At 60.8% G+C, this 15,102-nt stretch carries 11 protein-coding genes and 6 pseudogenes; 7 read left to right on the top strand and 10 right to left on the bottom strand.

Going from position 1 to position 15,102, the window contains the following annotated elements; all coding sequences use genetic code 11:
* Nucleotides 1-16: 16 nt before the first annotated feature.
* From QE385_RS19170 to QE385_RS19160, 3 genes are all read right to left on the bottom strand, one after another.
* Complete coding sequence (locus QE385_RS19170) at nucleotides 17-1,717, bottom strand: asparagine synthase C-terminal domain-containing protein (RefSeq protein ID WP_307104992.1); 1,701 nt, start codon at nucleotides 1,715-1,717, stop codon at nucleotides 17-19.
* A 70-nt stretch (nucleotides 1,718-1,787) separates the two neighbouring features.
* Nucleotides 1,788-1,922 carry a hypothetical protein gene (locus tag QE385_RS19165; protein WP_307104990.1) on the bottom strand — a complete coding sequence of 45 codons (135 nt, stop codon included), beginning with the start codon at nucleotides 1,920-1,922 and terminating at the stop codon, nucleotides 1,788-1,790.
* Nucleotides 1,923-2,060: 138 nt separating this feature from the next.
* Nucleotides 2,061-2,906, bottom strand: coding sequence for a hypothetical protein (locus QE385_RS19160; protein ID WP_307104989.1), 846 nt, complete (start codon nucleotides 2,904-2,906; stop codon nucleotides 2,061-2,063).
* A gap of 186 nt (nucleotides 2,907-3,092) precedes the next feature.
* Between QE385_RS19160 and QE385_RS19155 the strand changes: the two are divergent.
* A pseudogene (locus QE385_RS19155) lies at nucleotides 3,093-4,211 on the top strand (IS3 family transposase).
* A 30-nt stretch (nucleotides 4,212-4,241) separates the two neighbouring features.
* Here QE385_RS19155 and QE385_RS19150 read toward each other — a convergent pair.
* Nucleotides 4,242-4,479 (bottom strand): annotated as a pseudogene (locus QE385_RS19150) (IS481 family transposase); the annotation flags it as partial.
* A 750-nt stretch (nucleotides 4,480-5,229) separates the two neighbouring features.
* On the opposite strand from QE385_RS19150, the gene rfbC reads away from it, so the two are divergent.
* From rfbC to rfbA, 4 genes are read left to right on the top strand one after another with little or no spacing between them, the layout of a single operon-like run.
* A complete protein-coding gene (rfbC, locus tag QE385_RS19145) occupies nucleotides 5,230-5,790 on the top strand; it encodes a dTDP-4-dehydrorhamnose 3,5-epimerase (protein WP_307104988.1) in 561 nt (186 codons plus the stop codon).
* A gap of 9 nt (nucleotides 5,791-5,799) precedes the next feature.
* Nucleotides 5,800-6,849 (top strand): dTDP-glucose 4,6-dehydratase, encoded by a 1,050-nt coding sequence (rfbB, locus tag QE385_RS19140; RefSeq protein WP_307104986.1) that lies wholly within the window; start codon nucleotides 5,800-5,802, stop codon nucleotides 6,847-6,849.
* On the top strand, nucleotides 6,849-7,745 hold the full coding sequence (rfbD, locus tag QE385_RS19135) for a dTDP-4-dehydrorhamnose reductase (protein WP_307104984.1): 897 nt from the start codon (nucleotides 6,849-6,851) through the stop codon (nucleotides 7,743-7,745). The genes rfbB and rfbD overlap by 1 nt, the downstream gene beginning before the upstream one ends.
* The gene (rfbA, locus tag QE385_RS19130; RefSeq protein WP_307104982.1) at nucleotides 7,742-8,638 is read left to right on the top strand and encodes a glucose-1-phosphate thymidylyltransferase RfbA; all 897 of its coding nucleotides are present in this window, start codon (nucleotides 7,742-7,744) and stop codon (nucleotides 8,636-8,638) included. Before rfbD ends, rfbA begins: the two co-directional genes overlap by 4 nt.
* Nucleotides 8,639-8,665: 27 nt before the next feature.
* On the opposite strand, the pseudogene QE385_RS19125 reads toward rfbA, so the two are convergent.
* The 4 pseudogenes from QE385_RS19125 to QE385_RS19110 all read right to left on the bottom strand — a co-directional run.
* A pseudogene (locus tag QE385_RS19125) lies at nucleotides 8,666-9,166 on the bottom strand (IS630 family transposase); the annotation flags it as partial.
* A gap of 216 nt (nucleotides 9,167-9,382) precedes the next feature.
* Nucleotides 9,383-9,810 (bottom strand): annotated as a pseudogene (locus QE385_RS19120) (IS5 family transposase); the annotation flags it as partial.
* Between the two features lie 49 nt (nucleotides 9,811-9,859).
* Nucleotides 9,860-11,108 (bottom strand): annotated as a pseudogene (locus QE385_RS19115) (IS256 family transposase).
* A 76-nt stretch (nucleotides 11,109-11,184) separates the two neighbouring features.
* Nucleotides 11,185-11,436, bottom strand: a pseudogene (locus QE385_RS19110) (transposase); the annotation flags it as partial.
* A 231-nt stretch (nucleotides 11,437-11,667) separates the two neighbouring features.
* Between QE385_RS19110 and QE385_RS19105 the strand changes: the two are divergent.
* A protein-coding gene (locus QE385_RS19105) for an IS3 family transposase (RefSeq protein ID WP_278434641.1) occupies nucleotides 11,668-12,908 on the top strand; the annotation gives its coding sequence in 2 pieces (ribosomal slippage) (nucleotides 11,668-12,012 and nucleotides 12,015-12,908; 1,239 coding nt in all).
* Here the strand turns inward: QE385_RS19105 and QE385_RS19100 are convergent.
* Together QE385_RS19100 and dapF are read right to left on the bottom strand one after the other, a co-directional pair.
* Nucleotides 12,905-13,075: a hypothetical protein gene (locus tag QE385_RS19100; protein WP_307104978.1), complete on the bottom strand. Its 171-nt coding sequence runs from the start codon at nucleotides 13,073-13,075 to the stop codon at nucleotides 12,905-12,907. The genes QE385_RS19105 and QE385_RS19100 overlap by 4 nt on opposite strands.
* Before the next feature lie 86 nt (nucleotides 13,076-13,161).
* Nucleotides 13,162-14,025 (bottom strand): diaminopimelate epimerase, encoded by an 864-nt coding sequence (gene dapF, locus QE385_RS19095; RefSeq protein ID WP_307104977.1) that lies wholly within the window; start codon nucleotides 14,023-14,025, stop codon nucleotides 13,162-13,164.
* A 161-nt stretch (nucleotides 14,026-14,186) separates the two neighbouring features.
* Here dapF and QE385_RS19090 point away from each other — a divergent pair.
* The coding region (locus tag QE385_RS19090; protein WP_307104975.1) for a hypothetical protein at nucleotides 14,187-15,102 on the top strand (916 nt) is incomplete at its 3' end.

Genomic DNA, 15,102 nt, shown 5'->3' with positions numbered 1-15,102 from the left:
CATTCCACTCATGCGATCAGCCCTTGTCGAGCATGCGGTCCTGCCAGGCCCCAAAGGTAGCCAGCACCCAGGCCTGCTCGATCATGCCAGTGGAGCGATCTTCGGCTCGCAACCTGTCCACGAAACCTTCGATCCAAGCGCGGGAGAGCACATCCAGATCCAAGAGAGATTGGAGGCTGATCGCATCGCAGATGATGTCCAGGAAGCGGCGATCGGCAAACCAGTCGTGGATCGGCGCGTCATAGGCGGAGGGCGGTCGAGCCATGACAAAATCAGGAAGACGTCGCCCGGCCATCTCCCGCCAGAGAAGCTTGTTCCAGGTACGATCCTCCGCGGCATCGTGGCGAAACCGCATCTCGGCTCCGAGCGCCGCGGCCTTGCGCATCACGTCGACATCGAGGAATGGATAGCCGCTGGCCAGGCCTTGATCGCGCGAGAAGGCCTCGAACCCGGCGATCAGCAGGTCCGGAATGCGATGCTGCGCCTCATGCGCGATCATCGCCTCGAACAGATGAAGGTCAGGTTTCCGGGTCAGCGCTTCGCGATAGAAATGCACCGAGCTCTGATACGGATCCCAATGACGCAGGCGTGGGGCCACCGCACGCCGGAGCGTCCGAGAATCGAAGAAGGATGGTATGCCGGTGAACAGGCGTCCACGATAGGAGCGCGGGCTGCCCAGCACCGTGTCGAGCGGATTGCGCGTGCCGCCCGGGTCGATCCGCAGCGCTTCTCCCCAGACATCGCGGAACGATCGTGCATAATGGAAATAGCCGCCGAAGACCTCGTCGGCACCGAGCCCCGACAGCAAACGGCTATTCCCGTCGCTACCGGCCGCCTGGCAGATAAGGTCGTGGACGATGGTGGACCAGGCGCTTTTCGGTTCGTCCGCAGCCAGCACCCGCTCCAGCCCTTGCCTCGCATCGGCGATCCGAATCGGTATCGGGTGGTGACGCCGTCCCGTCAGACGCGAGAAACGACTTGCATCTTCGAATTCGCCGGCCTGGTCCAGGTCCGGAAAGCAAGATGTGTAGCAGGTGTCGACTCTCTCACCCAGTACGGCGGCCATATAGGACGAATCGACCCCGGCGGACAGCAATAGCGCTGCACGGCCAGGCCCCTCGCAGGATCGAAGGATGGCGGCATCCACGGCGGCGGCGATCGCCGTCACCTGATCCGGATCGGGCGTCACGGGTTCGGTGGCCGATAGCAATTCGAACGTCCGGCGTTGGACCGGCAATACCGACGGGCACAGGGTCAGCGCGTGCCCGGCGGCGAGCGAGCGGACGCCGTTCACAAGTGTCTGACCCGGCAGAGGCGTGCCATAAGCGAGGTAATGAAGCGCCGAGCCGTAGTGGATGCGGCTTTCAACACTGTGGAGGATATCGGACAGACAATTGGACAGTAACGTCAAGGCGTCCGTCTGGAAGAAATGGACGCGTTCCCGGCCCAGATGACCGCGCTCGATGGTGAGCCGATCGCTTGCCAGGTCGATTACGATATCGGCGGTCTCGCCCTGCCCAATCGACAGGTGGAACGCACGCTGTCGCGTATCTGCTGCGGCACGTGCCGCAAGATGGACCGCAAACCGTCCGCAGTCGCTGAAAATCCAGCCGCTACCGAGTTGCGGAAAGCAACGCGGCCATTGATCGGGCCGCATATGCGCGATGTCGCCAGCGGAGGACACCACACAATGAAACCGACTCACGATGCGCGCCACCTCGGGAATGTCATAAATTTCGCGGCGCCCGCGACGCGGCGACCGTGCCTACGGCCACCGCGTCCGATAATCAGAGCGCCTTGTTCTGCTCGCCCCCGGTCTTGGTGTTTTCCTGCTGCAAGGAACGATACTGGCTCAGAAGGCCGCCCTTCACTTCTTCGATTTGCTTCTTGGTCAGCTTTTCGATCTTGTTGGTCGTATCCATCGTCACTGCTCCTGCTTGTCGATCAGCGGTGGATAGCATGCTAAGCAGCGGCGGCCGAGTCAATGTTGATGCGGCAAAATGAGTTCTCAAATTAACGGTAATTGAGAAAGCCCATCGCGCCAACTCGGCAATAGAAATTCACCCATTCAGGTTACGCTGATAGGTCAGAACGACCGAGTCGAGATCGGCTTCGGTCAGCGCCGGCTCGTCATTTGGCACGAGATAAAGCCAACTCATCATCCGCTTGCGCCCTTCCATACACAGCGACCAAACATCCGCATCGCTCCAGTCCTCCAGCAGCGCGATTCCACGCATATCACGAAGGCCATCGCGAATTTCGTATATATGGAAAAACTCTTCTGCCCTCGCCTTCAATGCAGGCAATGGCGAAAGGGCTTGGGCCGGGGGCGAAAGCAAGGTATCGTGTAACTCCACGATAACGTGACATCTTGCAAACAGGGCGAGCACCTCTGAAGTCAATAGATCGAATTCGCCTCCCTCGATATCACATAGTACCACCGTACCTTCGACGAGTGGCCCTTCCGAAGCCAAAAGCGCGGCAATACTATCCTGCTCGGCCGCTCCATAGACGGTCACTTTCTCAGCCAGAACCAGCTCTTCTGCTCGCTTGGACAGCCGGTCGCGGGCAGTCGAATTTGCCTCAAAACAGATACTGCGACCGAATGCTCCAACGGCAACCAATCCTATGCCATACAATCCGTCTGCAGCTCCAATATCCAAAAGTAGCCGGCCAGGAGAAGCGAGTCGATCCAACAGTGCGCAAACCTGGACCTCGTATGTCCCCAGCAACCAAGAGCCGACCGCAGCTTCACCCCAATGGACGTCACCGATGCGGTAGCCAGTAAGAATGCCACGCTGCACCGTCGAATCCGTCTTTTCTCGCAGAAATTGGGAGAGATAGTGCCGTTTTGCATAGGTCATATGGTCTGTTGCGTAAAGAAACTGGGAGTTGGCATCGGCCATGGTTGACCTCGAATAGGCTAGCCGGTCTAGGCATGATTTGGGCGGTAGATACTCTAAACAGTCTGCCACGCAAAGTTCGCTCTGTCAGCCGCCGACAAAGTTTTCTAACTCAAATCAGCGGAGAAATGAGCTGCTGCCGGTTTCGTGGACACCGAGATAAGGTGTTTTTGAGATCGGAGGGTGGAGATGCAACGACGGAAGATCAGCCGTGAGTTCAAGTTCGAGGCGGTGAAGCTGGTACGGGAACGCGGGGTGTCGGTGTCGCAGGCCGCGCGCGATCTGGACCTGCACGAGAACGTTCTGCGCAAGTCGGTACGGGAGCAGGTGGCGGCCACGGGGTCGGCGTTCCCTGGGCACGGCGTGATGAAGCCAGAGCAACAGGAGATTGAGCAGCTGCGCCGCGAGCTTCCCAGAATGAAGGCGGAACGCGACATCCTAAAAAAAGCGGCGGCCTACTTCGCCAGGGACTTGATATGAGAGTTTATTGCGAAGCACCGAGGTATCTGGCCGGTGTCGTGGATTTGCGAAGCGCTCGGTGTTTCGCGTAGTGGCTTTCATGCCTGGCTCGTTCGTACGCCCAGTGCCCGCGCCCATAGCGACGAGGAGTTCAGCGCCAAGGTGCGGGCCAGCTTTATCTCCAGCTATCGGACGTACGGTGCACGCCGCGTCTGGCACGACCGTCTGGCCGAAGGCCTGTCATGTAGCTTGCATCGCGTCGAACGGCTGAAGCGTGTTCACGGCCTGAAGGCTCGACCCCGGCGTCGTGGTCTGCCGAAGGACGACGGTCTGCGATCCGTCATCGCCGACAACCTCCTCGATCGCCAGTTCACGGCCGAAGCACCCAACCAGCGGTGGATCGCCGCAGGATGGCTGTACGTCGCCGTCGTCATCGACCTGTTCTCGCGCCGTGTGGTCGGCTGGTCGATGAGCGACAGCATGACCGCCCAGCTCGTCACCGATGCCTTGATGATGGCGATCTGGCGGTGCGGAAAGCCCGACGCCCTGCTGCACCACTCGGACCAGGGCAGCCAATATACGAGCGAGAAGTTCCAGCGACTGATGGCCGACAACGGTGTGACCTGCTCGATGAGCCGGTCGGGCAACGTCTGGGACAACGCGGCGATGGAGAGCTTCTTCTCCTCGCTGAAGACCGAGCGAATCGGACATAAAACCTACCGCACGCGCCATCACGCAAAGGCAGACGTGTTCGACTACATCGGGCGCTTCTACAATCCCACGCGACGCCACTCGACCCTGGGCTACCTCAGCCCCATGGACTTCGAGAGGCAAGCGCAGGTAGCTTAACCTCGTGTCCGTGGAACCGGCAGCAGCTCACAGCGTGTGCCGCCGGAACGCCACAATCATTGCCTCCTCAGCCAAGACAGGGTTGACGAATGTAGGGCCTGCGGCCCGGTCTTAAGATCCTCTACCGTCGCCCGTTTGTGCCACTTCGCCACGGTCTTGGGGTTGATCCCCAGCTCTCGGCTGAGCGTCGCGAGCGAAGCTTGGCGTGCTGTATTGCTGCTCGGACGGCGTGCGTAGTCGTGGCGCACCCACGACGTACCTGTCCCATACGGCATCCTTGCATTCCAGCGAAAGGATCGCACCATCAAACCGTGGGATCAAAAACTTGGAGTGAAATTCCATGGCACGGCGCTTCGTCGCGATCAGTGCCGGGCGCGCTCATCGATAATTGCCCCCCTGGTCAGCAGGTACCAGCAGAGCAACGCGATCTCACTGGTGAGCGCGACAGCGGCACCCTGGTGTCAGCGCTTAACTCAAATCGAGACGCCCAGGACTAGCCTCACCTTTCAATAGTCTCGAACAGTGAATTCATAATAAAAGCGACACGGCAGCATCATCGCATGCCACAACCCGCCTAATTCCAACGTTTGTAGCGTTCGTTAATGCGTTAATGGAGTTACTCTATCCTCCACCATACATCTTCAATTTAGACCATGTCGCGTACAACTTCTTCAAACTTAAGTTATTTTTACAACGCCCAGCCCCTCTTTCATTTTTTACCTCTCGCGACGTACTCAAAACCGTCCTCGCCAGGTTCCAGCCTCCAAAATTCTAAAACCGCCTCTGACATTGCGATGACACGCCGTCTTGATCAATTCTAACTATGGCGGCAGATTAGGTTGCTGCTCGTTGGATTTGTTAAATCAATGGCGTATTTTCGATTCGTGCGATTAATCAGTAGCACTGCCCGCGCAGGCTGCTGCGCAAGGGTTGGACGTTGCGTCGAGCAAACGCGAGACAACGGCATATATAAGTTTTTATGGCCAGCGCACTTATCCAGAGGGGGAAGGGCGATACAATGAGTCGGGTCCAGTTGATCGAGACGCGTCGCTTAGAGGACACGCGCGGCTGGTTTACCGAGACGTATAACGCGGCGACGTTCCACGCGCTCGGCATCGACTGTGTGTTCGTGCAGGACAATCATTCGCTGTCAGTGCCCGCCTTCACGCTGCGCGGACTGCATTTCCAGACACCGCCGCATGCGCAGGACAAGCTAGTGCGCTGTATCGCTGGCGGGGTCTATGACGTCGCAGTCGATGTCCGCGCAGGGTCGCCGACCTATGGCCGATGGGTCGGTGCGGAACTGTCCGCCAAGAACGGGCACCAGTTGTTCATCCCCGCCGGCTTCGCCCATGCCTTCCTGACGCTAGAGCCGAATTGCGAGGTCATCTACAAATGCTCGGCGCTTTATGCGCCGCAAAACGACGGCGGTATCCTTTGGGACAGCGCCGGGATTGACTGGCCGATGCCCACTGGCACGGCGCCGGAGTTAAGCGAGAAGGACAAGGAGCTGCCTACACTTAATGCGTTCGAAAGCCCCTTTTCTTACGACGGCCGTCCCCTCCTTCCTTTGGCTTGAGGGATCGCGATGCGCATCTTCGTCACCGGCGGGGCTGGGTTTATCGGCTCGGCTTTGGTCCGCCACCTGATCGAGTATACGAGCCATGAGGTCTTCAACTTCGACAAGCTGACCTATGCCGGCACGCTATCGACGGTGAAGCGCGTCGCGCAGTCCAGCCGCTATCGCTTTTTACAGGGCGACATCTGCGACGCCGAAACCGTGCGCGCCGCGATCGCTGAGTTCCGCCCCGATATCGTCACGCATCTCGCCGCCGAAAGCCATGTCGACCGCTCGATCGACGGGCCGGGCGCGTTCGTGCAGACCAATGTCGTCGGCACCTATGTGATGCTCGCCGAGGCGCGCGCCTATTGGCTGTCGCTGGATGACGAGGCGAAGGCGGCGTTCCGCTTCCACCATATCTCGACCGACGAGGTGTACGGGTCGCTGGGCGACGCCGGGCTGTTTACAGAGGAGACACCCTACGATCCGCGCTCGCCCTATTCGGCGTCGAAGGCTGGGTCGGACCATCTCGTCTCAGCCTGGAGCCACACCTATGGCCTGCCGGTGCTCATCACCAATTGCTCGAACAACTACGGGCCGTATCACTTTCCCGAAAAGCTGATCCCGCTGATGATCGTCAAGGCGCTCGCGGGTGAGCCGCTGCCGCTGTACGGCGCGGGCAATCAGGTGCGCGACTGGCTGTTCGTCGAGGACCACGTTCGCGCATTGCAGGCGGTGTTCGAGCGCGGCGCGGTCGGGCGGACTTACAATGTCGGCGGGCATAACGAGAAGCAGAATATCGAGGTGGTGCGCACCGTCTGCGCGATCCTCGACCGGCTGCACCAGCGCGAGGATGGCAAGAACTACGCCGAGCAGATCACCTCGGTCGCCGATCGCCCAGGCCATGACAAGCGTTACGCGATCGACGCGACCCGCATCGGCGACGAACTTGGTTGGCAGCCGCAGGAAACATTTGAGAGCGGGATCGAGAAGACGGTGCGCTGGTATCTCGACAACGAAGCATGGTGGCGTCCGTTGGTCGCGGCCAAGGCGACCGAGCGACGCGGAATCGCGTGATGCGTGACCTGCTTGTCACCGGCGCGAACGGACAACTCGGGCAGGAATTGCAACGCGCAAAGCTGCCCGAGGGGTGGCGGGTGGTCGCGCTCGACCGTACCATGCTCGACCTGATCGACACCGATGCGATCGCGGCCACAGTGGCAGAGCGGTCTTGGGCGGCGGTCGTCAACAGTGCCGCCTATACCGCGGTCGACAAAGCCGAGAGCGATCAGGTCGCGGCGTGGCAGGTCAATGCACTCGCCCCCGCCGCGCTCGCGTCGGCCTGCTCCTGTGCGGGTATCCCGTTGGTGCAGGTCTCGACCGACTATGTCTTTCCCGGCGACCGTGGGGGTGCGTGGGCCGTCGACGATCCGGTCGCGCCGCTCGGCGTGTATGGCGCGTCGAAGCTGGGCGGCGAACTGGCGGTGCGCACCAGTGGCGCGCGCCATGCGATCGTCCGCACCGCCTGGGTGATATCGGCGCACGGAAACAATTTCATGAAGACGATGCTGCGCGTCGGGTCCGAACGGGGCCATCTGCGCGTCGTCGCCGACCAGCATGGCAGCCCGACGAGTGCTACCGACCTCGCCGCCGCGCTGGTGACAATCGCAGTGCGGCTGGCGGACGATCCACACGCGCCGAGCGGCACCTTCCATTTCAGCAACGCCGGCGCGACGACCTGGGCGGGCCTTGCCGAAGAAATATTCCGCCAGTCCGGAGTGCGCGGCGGTGCCACCGCCAGCGTGGAGGGAATCGCGACCAGCGACTATTCCACCGCGGCACGGCGTCCGGCCAATTCGCTGCTCTCGCACGACGCGATCCAGCGCGCCTATGGCATCACCTCTCGTCCTTGGCAGGACGCACTCGGCGACATCCTCGACGAACTGATCGGCTCCAAGGAGAACGGCAAGTGAAGGGCATCATCCTGGCGGGTGGATCGGGTACGCGGCTCCACCCGGCGACGCTGGCCATCAACAAGCAATTGCTGCCGGTCTATGACAAGCCGTTGATCTATTACCCGCTGTCGGTCCTGATGCTGGCCGAAATCCGCGATGTGCTCATCATCTCCAGTCCCGAATATCTGGGCAATTACCAGCGGTTGTTCGGCAACGGCAGTGCCCTCGGGCTGTCGATCGCCTATGCCGAGCAGCCACGCCCCGAGGGGCTGGCGCAGGCGTTCACGATCGGCGCGGATTTCATCGGCGACGATAACGTCGCGCTAGTGCTGGGCGACAATATCTTCTTCGGCGCACACCTGACGGACCTACTCGCGCGCGCGGCTGCACGAACCCAAGGCGCAACCGTCTTCAGCTACCGCGTCGAAGACCCGGAGCGTTATGGTGTAGTCGAGCTCAGCGTGGACGGCAAAGCGCTGTCGCTGGAGGAAAAGCCTGCCGCGCCAAAGTCCAACTATGCGGTGACCGGCCTTTATTTTTATGACAATCGCGTCGTGAATATGGCCCGCGAGCTGAAACCATCGGCGCGCCGCGAACTGGAGATCACCAATCTCAACCGGCTCTACATGGAGCTTGGTGACCTCCACGTCGAGCAGATGGGGCGCGGTTATGCGTGGCTCGACACCGGCACCCACGACAGCCTGCTGGAAGCCAGCGAGTTCGTCCGTACGCTGCAGCGCAGGCAGGGCATCCAGATCGCTTGTCTGGAGGAAATCGCACTCGAAAAGGGCTTTATCTCAGTGGATCAAGCGCGCGCGGCGGGCGAGAAATTTGCCAGAACGGCCTATGGCCGCGCGATCCTGAACGCAGTGAACGATCGTCATCAGAGCGTGACAGTATCTGCAAGGTGATGAATGCCGCGCTAGAGCATCGAGCGTTCAATCTGGCGCATATCGAGCGGCCTTGAGGTAGTTCCGGCATTCATCTGGCGAGTAGAGGTCGCAGATGTGGCCGACGGCTTGCCAGAGGGCATCTATGGTTCTGGCCCCCATGCGCTGGAGATGGGCTTTGAGCTTGGCGAACGCCATCTCGATGGCGTTTAGATCAGGCGAGTATGGCGGCAGGAACAGGAACTAGGCGCCGCGCTGCTTGAGGATCGCGGCGGCTTTTGGGCTCTTGCCGCTGGAAAGATTGTCGAGGATGACGATGTCGCCGCGCGACAAGGTGGGAGCGAGCTGGGTCTCGACCCGTGTCTCGAAGATGTCGCGGTTCATCTGCCGGTCGATGAGCCAGGGGGCGCTCAGGCCGTCACATCGCAGACCTGCAATGAAGGTCTGCGTACCCCAGCGACCAAAGAGAGCGCTGGTCTTGAGACGCTGGCCGCGACGAGCGCGCCCCCGCAGCCGGACCATCTTTGTGGTCGTCGCGGTTTCATCCACGAACACCAGCCGGTGCGGCTCCTGGCGCATTCGAGGTTGGCGGCCCGACCGCCATGTCCGGCGCGCCCGCGCTACGTCATCGCGTCCGGCTTCGCTCGCCAGTAGCATCTTTTTGACGGTGAATTCTGCCGCCTTGAGAAAACGCGACAAGGATGCCGGATGCACTGCGACCTGCCGCTCTCGAAGCAGCCGGGCGGCGAGTTCGGGCATGGTGGCGGCGAGTTTGTCGTAGAGGGTGGCGACACGGCGGAAGTCCTTGAGACTGTAGAAAGCGTTCTCGATTAGGTGTCGGACACGGTATCGGTCCTTGTCGTATCGAATGGCGCGTTTCCGGTTGAGCCGGTCTGGAATGACAGGAACGGCTCCGGCGTCACGCAGCGAGCGGCGTAGTCGGTCGGCATCATAGCCTTTGTCAGCAAGAAGGTATCGCATCCGGCCGGCACGTTCGAGGAGTGCGGGCGCTGCCTTTACGTCGCTGACATTGCCAGCCGTCAACATCAACGCATAGGGACGGCCGATGACATCGGTGAGCGCATGGATCTTGGTCGTCCATCCACCACGCGAGCGCCCAATGGCCTGGGTCCGGTGCCCCCTTTTCCGCCGAAGGCTGCGCGTTGCGCCTTGATGTAGGTGCTGTCGATCGCGGTGCCTTGGGACTGTCAGGATTTCCGTGTGTGAGCGGGTGGTTGAACATTACGCCGCCATGGCCTTGATGAAGCGTTCGCCGAAGATGACGGCGAACTGGGCCTTGGCCATGGTCCACTCACGTGGTGGCATCTTCCACTCTTTTTTTTCGAGCGGTTCAAGATCAGGTACAGCAGCTTGGTGGCGGCCTCGTCGCTGGGAAAGTGGCCCCGGGCTCGGACGGCCCGCCTGAGCTTGGAGTTCAGCGCCTCGATCGCGTTTGTGGTATAGACGATCCGGCGGACCTCGTCGGGGAAGGCAAAGAACGGAATCACCTCGGCCCAGGCGCGCCGCCAGCTCTGCCCGATGGCGGGGTAGCGGGTGCCCCAAGGGCCTGCCTCGAACGCCGTCAGCGCCTTCTCAGCGGTATCGGCGTCGGTTGCGCGGTAGATTTCCTTCAGCGCGGTCGCCAAGCCCTTGCGGTCCTTCCAGGAGACGAAGTCCATTGAGTTCCTGAGCAGGTGGACGATGCAGGTCTGCACGATTGCATCCGGGAACACGGCGGTGATCGCGTCGGGAAAGCCCTTCAGGCCGTCGACGACGGCGAGCAGGATATCCTCGACGCCGCGGTTGCGAAGCTCGTTCATCACCCTCAGCCAGAACTTGGCGCCCTCGTTCTGTTCGAGCCACAGGCCAAGCACCTCCTTGGCACCATCGGCGCGGACGCCCAGCGCGATGTGGATGGCCCCCTCGACATGCTCGGGACAGGCTTGTTGCGGACCATGCCCTCGTCACGGATCTTCACCCGCAGCGCGTCAAAGAAGACCAGCGGGTAGGCCGGATCGAGCGGTCGCTGCTGCCAGGTAACGATCTCGTCGAGCACCGCGTCGGTAACCGTGCTGATCAGATCGGGCGACACGTCGATGCCGTACAGATCGTGCAGGTGCCCCACGATCTCGCGGGTGCTCATACCCCGCGCGTACATCGACACGATCTTTTCATCGAAGCCGGGAAAGCGGCGCTGGTATTTGGCAATCAGCTGCGGGTCGAAGCTCGCTTGGCGGTCGCGCGGTACGTCGATCGCCAGCTTGCCGGTGTCGGTCATCACGGTCTTCCGGCCGTAACCGTTCCGAGTGTTGCCAGCGCCGTCATCGCCGGCAAGGTGATGGTCCATCTCCGCGTTCAAGGCGCGCTCGGTCAGCGCCTTCTTCAGTGAATCCAGCAGGCCGCCTTGCTCGAACGCAGCGCTCGCCGCGCCGCCAGCCAGCAGCTGATCGAGCAGTTCGTTCGGTATCGTCGGTTCTTTGCGTCGTGACATAGGGAGAACTCCTCGTACCCATTATGCCCGCTCACACACGGAAATCCTGACAGTCCCCGGTGCCTTTGGTAACCACGCCGACATCCACCAGCGCATCGAGCAGCCTGAGCCAGAAGCCATGGCGCGACCAACGGTTGATTCGGTTGTAGATCGTGGTCGATGGCCCGTAATCGGCCGGGTAGTCACACCAGCGGCAACCAACCTTCAGCACATGCACGATCCCGGAGATCACCTGCCGGTCGTCTACCCGCCGTGCACCATGCTGGTTCTTGGGCAGATGCGGCTTGATCGCTGCCCACGCTTCATCAGACAACCAGAACAGCGCCATGCCTCACTCCTCCTGATCCACGCACCAGTGAATCAAGAAAACCATCATCCCTCAAGATGCTGATTGGGTTTTGACCCTAGCGAGTATCGGCTGCTATTTCGAAAGTGATCTATTTTTGAGGACCTGCGATTGACTGCTGGACGGCGAGATCGCAGGCCACTTGCTTTCATCGATTGAGGTGGCCCCTCAAATGACCTGACAGGGCCTCGCTCTTGGATAAGAGTGAGGCATATGACTGACGGTACGACCAGGCGTTACAATGACGGCGAGGTCCTCTCCGGTGTCCAGCGCCGGAGGCGGTGGACACCGGAGGAGAAGGTCCGGATCGTCGAGGAGACGTATCTTCCGGGAATGAGCGTGTCGCTCGTCGCCCGCCAGCACGGCATCAGCGGCAGCCAGGTCTTCACCTGGCGGCGCCTGATGAACCAGGGCGCGCTGACCGCCGCGGCAGCCGGCGAGGAGGTGGTGCCAGCGTCCGAGTACCGGGCGCTGGAGGCGCAGGTGCGCGAACTGCAGCGGCTGCTCGGCAAGAAGGCCATGGAGAACGAGCTGCTGCGTGAGGCCGTGTCCCGGGCCGCAGGCCCAAAAAAACTGCTCTTGCGCTCGACCTCGCTGCCCGGGGACATTCTGTGACCGCGGTAGCCGATGCGCTCAGCGTCGCCCGCCCGCATCTGTCTGCGATGCGCAACCGACCACCGCCACGACCGCGCGGACGGCCACCATTGCCGGACGCCGACCTAGTCGCCGACATCCGGGCGCTTGTCGCCGATCTGCCCACCTACGGTTATCGCCGCGTCCATGCCCTGCTGCGCCGCCAAGCCGAGCAGACCGGTCGCGCTGCTCCCAATCCCAAGCGCGTCTACCGCGTCATGAAGGTGCATGGACTGCTGCTCCAAAGAGGCGGCGGACGGCACGAGGAGCGCCGTCACGACGGCCGTGTCGCCGTCGACCAGCGCAACACTCGCTGGTGCTCCGACGGGCTGGAGATCGCCTGTGACAACGGCGAGAAGGTGCGCGTCGCGTTCGCGCTCGACTGCTGCGACCGCGAGGCAATGGGGCATGTGGCAACCACGAGCGGCATCACCGCCGAGGATGTGCAGGACCTGATGGTCGCCACCGTCGAGCACCGCTACGGTCGGGTGAACCGCGTACCCCAGCCAATCGAGTGGCTGACGGATAACGGCAGCTGCTATACCGCCCGCGACACCCGCACCTTTGCTCGCGACATCGGGCTGGTGCCGCGCACCACCCCGGTCAGCAGCCCGCAGTCCAACGGCATGGCCGAGGCGTTCGTCCGCACCCTCAAGCGCGATTACGTCCGCGTGAACCCCAAGCCCGACGCGCAGACCGTCATCGCGCAGCTGCCAGCTTGGCTCGACCACTATAATGAGGTGCATCCACACCGCGCCCTCGGCTACAGGTCACCCCGCGAGTTCATCGCGACAACACGCGAGGCCCTGTCAGCCATTTAGGGGGCAACAACATCGATCTTGCCGTACCGCGCGTCCGGTAGATGCTGGCGTGCGACCACGTCAAGGGCAACGGCTAAGCGGACCTGTGCGACGATGGCAGCCTCAAAGGCGAAATTGATTAAGACCATCGCGACGGAACTCACTTCTGTGCGAAGCCATGCCTTCATAAGCAGCCCGTTCACGGTCGGGCAAAGCCGACTGCCTCAACAAATATTGATGGTTGGGCTTTGGCGACGCATGGACCGGCCCGAAGCTACATGATTGCTGGACGGCGGGGGGCCACCAATGCTGTCGAAATATCTTGGATCAGTTCGCCTTCGAAAACGAGTTTAACGCGGGTCGTCAAAGCAACGGTGTTTGGTTTCAGTGACACGGCTGCTCGTCCGCCGCGCATAATTACCTGCACCGATTCCGGGAGCGGAATGCCTGCACGTGCGCTGGCCACGACGGCCGCCGCCGATCCGGTCCCGCATGCTAATGTTTCGCCAACTGCCCTTTCCCAAATTCGCATATATATCTCACCGTCCCGGACAACGCACCAGAGTACATTAGTCCGTGCCGGAAACAGTGGATGATTTTCGATCAGCGGACTAAACCGGAAGAATGCGTCGTCTTCTGGAAGCTCGTTGATGAAAATCACGCTGTGCATATTACCGTTGTTCAACGGAACGAGCTGCAGCGTCTCGCCAGCGACTGAAACGTCGAAACCGAACGAGTTGGGCGTTGCATACGATACCGCCAAGGGGATTTGTATTGGATCGAAGATACCTTTGCCGATCTCGATCGTGACTTGCGACTGCGCTCGGTCAATCTGCTCTATGCGCACAGGCACAGCAGCGTATGGCGTGTCAATCTTCGATACCGGTCCAAATCCGAGCCGGTCTAGCAGATGCACCGCACAGCACATGCCGTTCCCGCAGAAGTCTTCCGACCCGTCGGGGTTCCACATGCGCACCCGAGGGGGCTTCACAGCGCAATCGATCATAAGCAGGCCATCGGAACCGACAGAGACGGCGGTACGGCTAAGAAGGCGAGCCAGCTCAGGATAATTCAACCCGTCAAGGTGTTGAACGAAAACAAAATGATTGCCGAGCGCATGTAGTTTCCAAATTTTCACGCGGGGTGCCCTAATCAGTTTCTTTGGGGTCCTGAATCGGTCGTTGCATCAAGTAATAGCAACTTCAATTTTTCTTGTCATTTCCGCTCACATAGGCGATGAGTGTAGTGGATTAATTTGCGCGAGCCGTGAGAGCGCCGCGCGGCTGGGGTTCCGCTGGCATGACGCAACTGACCGTATTCGAATGGAACGCCTGGGACAGATTTTTGATCACCCACGCAGTTCCCAATGCGAAAGCCATCACGGTCGAGCCGGGAAGCGAACTGAGAATGGCCGACTCTGATGTCGAAGCGGCAATGATCCACGTTAATCTGAGCCGCCCAGCAGCAGCCTTTCCAAATTTCGTTCAGTGGCGAGCGGACTTGGAAGCCAGAGGTCGCCCGGTATTGAACGGATACTTCGAAAGTATCGATAAATGGGCGCTGCAGGCCGCTTGTGCCGCAGCCGGGCTCCCCATCGTCCGCACTGGCCCCGACGGCGATCCTGACGAGCTGCTGGTCGTAAAGGCTCGCGCTAACCACTATGGACGCTACGAAAGGCTGTTACCCGCCGAATTGACGCAAGACATGGTTCCCCCGCTGTGGCCTTATCCCGAGCGGGTCCATCAATTTGCACGCAAAGACCTGCCGCAAGAATACTGGCACGACAGTCGGATCACAGTCGAACGCTACATCGGTAACGTCACGGGCACGTTTCAACGATCATACGTCGTTGGCGACTACGTTGCAGTCGCCACATCACACTCGGACCGGCTGGTCAAAGAAATGGACCAGCGTCTATGTTGCGGGCTGCAATCGACGCAGGACGCGAGCCAGCTCCCCCTAGCACCTGACAACGCTTTAGCGATTTCACATCGCTTGGCGAGCGAGCTACGCGTCGACTTCGCAGCGCTGGACCTTGTCTTAGATGACCAGGGAAATGTCTACCCAATAGATCTCAATACTACTCCAGTCTGGGGTAGCGAAACCGATTTGAACCCGACGTTGATCGCAGAAGTGCGCGCAGCGTTCGCCGAGTTGATCGAACGGGGCGGGCGTTTCGGACCGTGCGACAGCTTTCTTGATCGGCAGCGAGCAT

Source organism: Sphingomonas sp. SORGH_AS_0950 (assembly GCF_030818415.1).
Lineage (GTDB): Bacteria > Pseudomonadota > Alphaproteobacteria > Sphingomonadales > Sphingomonadaceae > Sphingomonas.
The sequence above is the reverse complement of the archived record's forward strand: the minus strand, read 5'-3'. Positions and strand labels throughout refer to the sequence as shown.

Bases quoted from the DNA above. Each gene is read 5' to 3' on its own strand.
- QE385_RS19165 (WP_307104990.1), bottom strand. From the start codon at position 1,922: ATGGATACGACCAACAAGATCGAAAAGCTGACCAAGAAGCAAATCGAA.
- QE385_RS19160 (WP_307104989.1), bottom strand. From the start codon at position 2,906: ATGGCCGATGCCAACTCCCAGTTTCTTTACGCAACAGACCATATGACC.
- rfbC (WP_307104988.1), top strand. From the start codon at position 5,230: ATGAGTCGGGTCCAGTTGATCGAGACGCGTCGCTTAGAGGACACGCGC.
- rfbB (WP_307104986.1), top strand. From the start codon at position 5,800: ATGCGCATCTTCGTCACCGGCGGGGCTGGGTTTATCGGCTCGGCTTTG.
- rfbD (WP_307104984.1), top strand. From the start codon at position 6,849: ATGCGTGACCTGCTTGTCACCGGCGCGAACGGACAACTCGGGCAGGAA.
- QE385_RS19100 (WP_307104978.1), bottom strand. From the start codon at position 13,075: ATGAAGGCATGGCTTCGCACAGAAGTGAGTTCCGTCGCGATGGTCTTA.